Here is a 3540-nt window from a genome sequence, read left to right on the forward strand (position 1 = left end):
CTGGTGTGACTGCAGCCGCAGATCAGGGGGCGAGGCGAAAGCACGTGCGCCTCTGCAACGGACGGAGAGGCCATAGAGAGAGGATCATACACGTTCCTGCTGAGCCCTGCCCCCTCACCCACTCAGCCCTCGCCTCGTCGCTCTAGTCGAGCGTCTCGGCTCGAACAGCGGCCCTCTCCCCCGATGGGGGGAGAGGGATACTTTGGGGCGCTTGACTTGTTCTGATCGATCCGTAGACTCGGGGTCAGCCGTCCAGGCGGCTCACGGTCCGCGTGAAGGGTTGAACCCACCTGTCGTGTGAATCGACATCACCACCTTCCGCCCGATATCGCGGACAACGGGCACCATGGAAGGATGGTGCGTCATGCCTCTGCCGGATCGTCCCAACCTCGAGTACCTGAAGAAGCTCGCCAAGGAAAAGCTCCAGGACTTGCAGCGCGCCGATGCCTCGGCGCAGCTGGCCGACGCCCAGCTCGCGGTGGCCCGAGAGCACGGCTTCGCGAGCTGGCGCAAGCTCCGCGCGCATCTGGACGCGTTGCGGCCCGCGGTCGAGGCTCCGGGTCGCGCGGAGCTGCCTCGGGAACGGATCGAGGAATTCTACGGCGCCATCAATCGGGCGGATGAAGCGACGGTGGAACGGATGTTGACCTCCGAGCCCGCACTGGTGAACGCGCGCCATCCCGACGGGACCACTCCGCTCCTCGCGGCAGCGGACCGGAACAGGCCTGGCCTCATCGCCCTCCTCCTGGCTTGTGGAGGCGACCCGGACGGCGTTTACGCGCACTCGGCGCATACGCCGCTCTCCTGGGCCGTGACCTCGGAGCACTTCGAGGTCGCGGAGGCGCTGCGGCGCGGCGGCGTCGAGGCCGACCTGTACTGCGCCGCCGGGCTCGGCGATGCGAAGGCGGTCGAGGCGTTCTTCGACGCGGAGGGCCGTCTGCAGGACGGCGCCTCCACCACGGGCAGCTCGCGCTATGCTCCGGACGGCACACGCCTGCCGTGTCCTCCGCCATCGACCCGGGAGGTCGTATCCGACGCGCTCTACATCGCCTGCCGCAACGGCAAGGAGGAAGCGGTGCGCGTTCTGCTCGCGCATGGCCCGGACCTGTCGTTTCGCGCGTTCGCGGGCGGCACGCCCTTGCACTGGGCCTATTTCGCGGGCTCGCGCGCGGTCATCGAGGCGCTGCTGCGGGCGGGGGCTGATCCGACGTTGCGCGACGATGTGCTTCGCTGCACGCCCAGGGCCTTCGGAATCTGCTGGCCCGCGAGCGTGGGCTGGGTGTCCAAGGTCCGGCAGCGTCTGATCGACGACCCCACGCTCGTCAACATCATGGACGCGGGCCGCGCTCCGCTGCACCTGGCGGCAAAGGGCGGACACCTCGGTGTCGTGAAGCTCTTGATCGAAGCCGGCGCCGATGTCAATCTCCGGGACGCCGAGGGCAAGACGGCGATCGACCTCGCGGGCGAGCGGCCGGATCAGGCGGGGTGCGTCAAGGTGGTGGAGTGGCTGAGAGACAGAGGCCCCCGAGGGCGTGAAGACATGGCTGACAGCACCACGACAGATGAAGAGGAGACATTCATCGCCGTTATCCGCGGTGGCGACCTCGGGAAGGTGAAGTCCATGCTCGCCGCCAGGCCGGACATGATTCGAAGCCGGCGCCACGGCTCTTCGCCGATCCTGATCGCGCGCTACCACGGCAAACATGAGGTCGTCGAGTGCCTGCGAGGAATGCTGCCCGCCCTCGACCTCTTCGAGGCGGCGGCTCTCGGTGATCGCGAGACGGTCGAGCGCCTGCTCGATGGCGATGCTGGCCTCGCGAACGCGGTGGCGGAGGACGGCTTCGGCCCCCTCGGGCTGGCTTGCTTCTTCAACCATGAATCGGTGGTGAGACTGCTGCTCGAGCGCAATGCGCGGGTCGATGCGGCTTCCTCGAACGATATGCGCGTCATGCCGCTTCACTCCGCGGCGGCGGGGCGCTCGGTTCCCATCGCGCGCCTGCTCCTGGAGCGGGGCGCGCCGGTAAACGCCCGGCAAGGCACCAGCGGCATGGGATTCACGCCTCTGATGGAAGCCGCTCTGAACGGCCAGACGGAGATGGTCGATCTCCTGCTTGAACATGGCGCCGATCGGACCATGCGAGACGAGAAAGGCCAGACGGCGGGGGACTATGCCCGACAGAACGGACGCGCGACCCTTGCCGATCGTCTCGGATAGTCGGGATCATGCGTCAACAACTGCCCCCTCACCCTGCCCTCTCCCCAGAGGGGAGAGGGATACGATTTCTTTTCATCCCTCTCCCCCATCGGGGGAGAGGGCCGCCGTTCGAGCTGAGACGCTCGGCTCGAGCGACGAGGCGAGGGCTGAGTGAATGAAGGGGGGTCGAGGACGAAGCAAAGGTGAGCAACCAATCAAACAGGAGGCGAGCATGTTCTTCGAGCTCAGGCAGTATCACGTCCGGCCGGGACAGCGCGAGAACTGGGTCAAGTGCATGGAGGAGGAGATCATCCCGTTCCAGGTCAAGATGGGCATGGTGATCCTCGGTAGCTTCGTGGGCGAGGAAGACGAGAGCATCTACGTCTGGATCCGGCGCTTCGAGAGCGAGCCGGAGCGCAAGCGGCTCTACGATGCCGTGTACCAGAGCAACTACTGGAAGAACGAGATCGCACCCAGGGTGCCGACCCTGATTGATCGTGAGCAGATCAAGGTCACCCGCATCGTGGCCACGCCGCGCTCAGTCATTCAATGATCGATCCTCGCGCGGAAGCTGATATGCTCTGACCTCCATGGGTTTTTCCGCCGACACTCTCCGTGACCGCGTCGCTATCGTGACGGGGGCCAGCCAGGGCATCGGGCGCGCCATCGCCGTCGAGCTGGCCAAGGTCGGCGCTCACGTGGTCGGCTGCAGCCGCCGACTCCCGTCGCTGGAGACGGTGGCCGCCGAGGTGCGCGCGCAGGGGCGGCAGGCCCTGGCCCTGGCCTGCGATGTGGGCGACGCGCGGCAGGTGGACGAGGTCGTGGCCCGGACCGTGAAGACGTTCGGGCGCATCGATCTGCTCGTCGACAATGCCGGCTACCGGATCCGCGCGCCTCTCGAGGATCTTCCCCGCCAGGAGTGGGACGCCATGGTGCAGACGAATCTCACCGGCGTCGTTCTCTTCTCGCAGGCGGCCGGGCGCGTGATGATCCGCCAGCGCGCGGGCAAGATCGTCAACGTCACCTCGGTGGCCGGACGCACGGGCTCGCGAGGCATGGCGGCCTATGCGGCGACCAAGGCGGCCGTGACGGTGCTGACGCAGAGCCTCGGCGCGGAATGGGCCAAGCACGGCATCACCGTCAATGCCGTGGCCCCGGGCCCCGTGGAGACCGAAGGCGTGCTCGCGGTGTGGAAGACTCCCGCGATGATCGCCCAGGCCTCGCGCGACCTGCCCCTCCAGCGGCTCGGCCGTCCCGAAGAGATCGCCTGGGCGGTGATCTTCGTGGCCTCTGACCAGGCGAACTTCATGACCGGGGAGACCGTGTACGTGAGCGGCGGTCCCCGG

The 3540-nt window shown here is 67.3% G+C and carries 3 protein-coding genes; all 3 read left to right on the forward strand.

Features of this window, described 5'->3' with window-relative positions; genetic code table 11:
- Positions 1-364 precede the first annotated feature (364 nt).
- Positions 365-2215 (forward strand): ankyrin repeat domain-containing protein, encoded by a 1851-nt coding sequence (locus tag VGT00_08735; protein HEV8531487.1) that lies wholly within the window; start codon positions 365-367, stop codon positions 2213-2215.
- Between the two features lie 211 nt (positions 2216-2426).
- Positions 2427-2747, forward strand: a complete 321-nt coding sequence (locus VGT00_08740; protein HEV8531488.1) for an NIPSNAP family protein — start codon at positions 2427-2429, stop codon at positions 2745-2747.
- Between the two features lie 37 nt (positions 2748-2784).
- The coding region (locus tag VGT00_08745) for a glucose 1-dehydrogenase (GenBank protein ID HEV8531489.1) at positions 2785-3540 on the forward strand (756 nt) is incomplete at its 3' end.

Source organism: Candidatus Methylomirabilota bacterium (assembly GCA_036002485.1).
In the GTDB taxonomy this organism is placed as follows: domain Bacteria; phylum Methylomirabilota; class Methylomirabilia; order Rokubacteriales; family CSP1-6; genus AR37.